The organism is Mesorhizobium sp. M7A.F.Ca.AU.001.01.1.1, from assembly GCF_004022735.1.
Lineage (GTDB): Bacteria > Pseudomonadota > Alphaproteobacteria > Rhizobiales > Rhizobiaceae > Mesorhizobium > Mesorhizobium ciceri.
Genome location: NZ_RZPF01000522.1, coordinates 1 through 4,808 on the forward strand (window position 1 = coordinate 1; position 4,808 = coordinate 4,808).

Sequence of the window (4,808 nt, forward strand, 5' to 3'; positions counted from 1 at the left end):
GATGAGGCAAAGCGCAGGATATCCTCCAGCACCGCCTGCGGGTCGCTGGCGACGCCATCGATGGCCGTGTTGACGAGGCGCATCACCGGCATCTTCACCGGATCGATGGTCTCGCTTTGGGCGGCGAACTCGTCGGCGACGAGCGCGGCTGCTGCCTCGGTCGGCAGCACCAGCAGCGCCTTGCCCGGCGTCCGCACCGGCTTGCCGTCGAGATGCACGGCAAAGCCATTGTCGATAGGTGCCACAGAGGCGGCCTTGTAGAAGCGTTTGGGCAGAGGCGTCTTCATCTGGATCTGGGCGCGGCGCACAGGATCCGGGTCGGAGAGATACTTGCCCGCTTCGAGGTCGTTGAGGATGTCACGCATGAAGGTCTCTCTTACACCGGCGTCAGCTTGCGCGCCGGCCGGTTGACGATGATCAGGCCGGCGGCAATCAGGCCAAGTGCCAGGAAAATGCGCATGGTCAGCGGCTCATTCAAGAACATGGCTCCGCACAGCACGCCGAAAACCGGCGACAGGAAGGTGAAACTGGACAGGCCTGACGCCGGATAGCGCCGCAGCAGCCAGAACCACAGCACATAGGTGAAGGCGACGATGTAGACCGCCTGGAAAAGCAGCGCCAAGGTCGGCAGCACGGTCGGGTCGCGAACGGGCGGGCCGGCGAGAGGCAGCACCAATACGCCCACGATCGCTGCCCCGGCGAGCTGGTAAAGCAGCAGCTTCTCGGCGCTCGCCTCGACCAGCTTCGACCGCTTGATGAGGATGTTGGTCAAAGCCCAGAAGAATCCGGAGCCAAGGCTCAGCAGATCGCCGAACAGCATGTCTCCGCCGCCGCCAAGCTTGTCGGAAAACACCGCGGCAAGGCCGGCAAAGGCCAGCAGCAGGCCAAGGAATTTTCTCAACGTGATCTGCTCGCCGAGCAGGAAATGGCCGCCGAGCAGCATCCAGAACGGCATGGTGTTGACCAGCAGCGTGTTGCGGGCAACGGTCGTATGCTCCAGGCCGACATAGAGGCAAAGGAACTCGATGCCGAAAAGCGCGCCAACCAAGATGCCGGCGAGCAAGGTCCCGTCGCGCGTGAAAAGCGCGATGCCGCGCCACCGGCACCAGGCAAAGACACACATGCCGCCGATGATCGAGCGCGCGATCGACAGGAAAACCGGATCATAGCCAGCGTAGGAGATCTTGGCGGCGACGTAATTCAGCCCCCAGGAAAAGGTCAGCCCGACCATGATCGCGGCGGCGGCCAGGTCGACCGTGTCGCGCCGGTCGAGCGCGTCGGTGGCGCCGCTCACGATCAGTCCTCCGCGCTGGCGTCGTCGAAGCCGATCAGGTTCCAGCTCTGGCGCATATGCGGTGGCATTGGCGCCGTGACATCGATGACGCCCTTGTCGGGATGCGGAATGATGATGCGGCGGGCGTGCAGATGCAGGCGGTTTTGAATGCCCCCGGGAAAGTCCCAATTGGTGTCGGCCTCGAAATATTTCGGATCGCCCAGGATCGGGCAGCCGATGTAGGCGGCATGAACGCGAAGCTGGTGGGTGCGGCCGGTATAAGGCTCCATCTCCAGCCAGGTCATCGTCTGCGCCGCCTGCTCGATGATCCGGTAATAAGAGACGGCGTGGTCGGCGCCCTTTTCGCCATGCGCGGCGACCCGCACGCGGTCACCGTCCGGCGTCGGCTCCTTGATCAGCCAGGTCGAGATCTTGTCCTCGCGCTTGGGCGGCACGCCCTTGACCAGCGCCCAATAGGTCTTCTTGGTCTCGCGGGCGCGAAATGCTTCCGAGAGCTTCATGGCGGCCAGTCGGGTGCGGGCGACGACCAGCACGCCCGAAGTGTCGCGGTCAAGCCTGTGAACCAGTCTGGGCTTCTCGCCCTTCTGGTTGCGCCAGGCCTCCAGCATGTCGTCGACATTGCGGGTGACGCCCGAGCCGCCCTGCACCGCAAGGCCCGCCGGCTTGTTGAAGACGAAAACCTTAGGGTCTTCATGGATCAGCATTTTCGACAGGACATCGGCATCGCCCTGGTTGCGGATCGAGTGGCCGGTCAGCGCACTCTCGCCCTTCTTGTCAACCTCGAGCGGTGGGACGCGAACCATCTGGCCGGGCTCGACACGGGTGTCGGCCTTGACCCGGCCGCCGTCGACACGGATCTGGCCGGAGCGCAGAAGCTTCTGCAAATGGCCGAAACCAAGGCCCGGGAAATGGGTCTTGAACCAGCGGTCGAGCCGCATGCCCGCCTCGCCGGCTTCCACCGTGATCTGTTCAACGCCTGCCATGTTTTTTGTCGCTTATCCGTTTCCCGAGCCAAGCTCGGCCTGTTCTTGGCGCGGCAATAGCACTAAGGCAGGCTTCTTGCGAGCCAAAGTCCCAGAAACAGGGCGATAATGGCGCCAATGACGCTGGCAAGGGCATAACCCAGCGCAGGCAGCGTGGCTCCCCGCTCCCACAGCGTCGCGAAATCGAGCGAAAAGGCTGAGAAGGTGGTGAAGCCGCCAAGAATGCCGGTGGCAACGAACAGCCTGACCTCGTTCGATCCGCCACGGCGCATCATGGAGGCGATGAACAGCCCCATGGCGAAGGAGCCGATGACGTTGATGGCCATCGTGCCCCAGGGATAGTTGGGGCCGACAAAACGCAGCGCGCCGATGTTGGTAAGGTGACGAATCCCGGCACCGATGCCGCCACCGAGGAAGACGAGAAACAGATTGAACATGACCGTTTACTGCCCCCGCAGGGCTGCCCGGTCAATCCCTCGTTGTGGGCGCAACCGCACGGACCAGCCGAGCTCGTCACCACTCAGGCGTTGCCCATCCCGGATATTTTTTCCTGAACTCGTTATAGAGGTCATCGATCTCCGTTTTGCCGATAGGGCGCGCCTGTTCGTAGAGGTAGCCCTTGACGTCGCCGGACAGCTGGTACGCCGCGATGCGCCTGTATGCTGCGCCGATGCCTTTGCCCTCGACAATGTATTGGTCCGGTATCGAGACACAGAGCTGCGCACCCGGCTGCAGATGGGTAACGGGCGGATCGGTCACGACAACGTATTTGGACTTCAACGCCGCCGGTCTGAATCGATCGCGACTATCGACCTGACAAGCCCACTCGATGCGAGGGTAAAGGTCCTTGTCCATTTCATAGAGCAATGAGTCGCTCATGATCCCGCTGGACGCAAATACCGACAACCGGTCCCCAGGTCCCATCTTTCCAAGAAGGTCATCGATAAGACGCCTGTATTCTGGAAGATTGTCGAGTTGCAGCGGGAGCGTGGCTTCCCTGGCAAAGACGTAGCTGATCGGTGACAGCACCTGGCGGCCAATTGGGAAAAAAGTACCGAAAAACGCCAGCACGGCGGCAACGGCTATCGCGGCGTTCGACCATCGCGATCTCAGCGCCGGCATCGAAACGATCGCAACGATTGCCTGGGCGTAGGCAGGAAAAAGCCAAAGAAACATTGGCACCGAATGGTGGCGATCCGGGTCCTGCATGCGGGTGAAGAGGAAGAAGGTAAGTACCGAAGCAACGGCACAGAACAGGGAAAATCTGTTTTGGCGTATGATGGAGATGTAAGCGCCAAATACGATCAACAGCCAGTTCACATAGCTGAGCCGCGATCCTGCCTGGTCAACCTGTGAAACGAAGCTTGTCTTGTATCCGCTGTAAAGGTCGCCATAGCTGGTTCCCAGTATCTTGAGGACCAGGGGTTGCTGGAAGGTCAGCGCGGCTCCGACAACCACGAGGATCACACACAGGCCCCCGACGGCGGCATTGCGGAGTGCCGGGACGTCGCGGTCTTTCGCGACCTGCAGAAAACAGAAGAAGGCCGCGGAAGTTCCGACCCCGATGACGGGATAAGCATACCAGCGGCGCAGCACGAATGCCAACCACAGGCATACGCCGACACGCATGCCGCTGATCACCGGTTCACGGGTCAGGAACCTCGATTTCCAGAGAAAATAGGTTGCCGCGCAAAGCGCGAGACAGCCGGCAATGTCCGGCAACCCACGAAGCGTCGCCGCCCAGAAGGGCGTGTAGAGAAAGGCCGCAATCCATACGGTGAGCCAGCTTCGGCATGAAGGCGTCCCGGTCGCCGCCTCCAGATAGCTTGTTCTGCCGATGAGAAGAGCGGTCGGAACCAGGTAAACAGCGACTATTCCGGCGATGTAGGAAAACCTCGAATCGCCAAAAATGATGTAAAACGGCATCAGCGGCACCAGGATCGCCGCACTGTAGTCGTCGGTGGCGATCGAGGTCCTCAAATGGCTGAGCCACTCGAGAGGGCTCTGAACCAAGAGCGTGCCCTGCCGGCTAAACGTGTCGAAATAGGCAGCGAAGTCCCAGTAATAGACAGGCTGTTCAAGCTCTACATAGATGAGAGCAAGAGCAATTCCCACAAGAGCGGTGCACACATATGTCGTTGCCCAAAATCCGAGAGATTTGTTCTTCGTCACTTGCGGCCGCCAGAAGGAGAAGAGGCAGAACTATCAAAGCCAGCCCGGACTACCGTTTATGCAGCCAGGATCCGTTCCGGCGCATGAGCGGCCGACAAGGATTGGCCAAGTCTCACATGCAGAGCACCCAAACGCTGCCGGCAGGGCCGGCAGCGCCGATTTTCCAAAGCTCAGGTCGTCCCGGCATTCTTCGGCTTGGTCGAACCGATCATTTTCCAGTTCTTGTAGAACATGGAATTGATGCGCTCGACGCTCACCGAGACGATGGCCAGCATACCCGCGATGAGGCGGGGAACCGGCGATGGCCTGATAATGTCCACGAACATGCCGTAGCGGCGGCCCTCATACTCGTTGACCCA

At 60.9% G+C, this 4,808-nt stretch carries 5 protein-coding genes and 1 pseudogene; all 6 read right to left on the bottom strand.

The window, feature by feature from the left end; translation table 11 throughout:
* Positions 1–365: ATP12 family protein (locus tag EN884_RS26040; RefSeq protein WP_281034846.1), on the bottom strand; the 365-nt coding region annotated here is incomplete at its 3' end.
* Between the two features lie 11 nt (positions 366–376).
* Positions 377–1,294: a DMT family transporter gene (locus EN884_RS26045; protein ID WP_063168065.1), complete on the bottom strand. Its 918-nt coding sequence runs from the start codon at positions 1,292–1,294 to the stop codon at positions 377–379.
* A 2-nt stretch (positions 1,295–1,296) separates the two neighbouring features.
* Positions 1,297–2,277, bottom strand: coding sequence for an RluA family pseudouridine synthase (locus tag EN884_RS26050; protein ID WP_024505072.1), 981 nt, complete (start codon positions 2,275–2,277; stop codon positions 1,297–1,299).
* A gap of 62 nt (positions 2,278–2,339) precedes the next feature.
* Entirely contained in the window at positions 2,340–2,714 is a 375-nt protein-coding gene (gene crcB / locus EN884_RS26055) for a fluoride efflux transporter CrcB (RefSeq protein ID WP_063168066.1), read from the bottom strand.
* Positions 2,715–2,790: 76 nt separating this feature from the next.
* A complete protein-coding gene (locus EN884_RS26060) occupies positions 2,791–4,449 on the bottom strand; it encodes a hypothetical protein (RefSeq protein WP_063168067.1) in 1,659 nt (552 codons plus the stop codon).
* A 170-nt stretch (positions 4,450–4,619) separates the two neighbouring features.
* Positions 4,620–4,808, bottom strand: a pseudogene (locus EN884_RS26065) (aspartyl/asparaginyl beta-hydroxylase domain-containing protein); the annotation flags it as partial.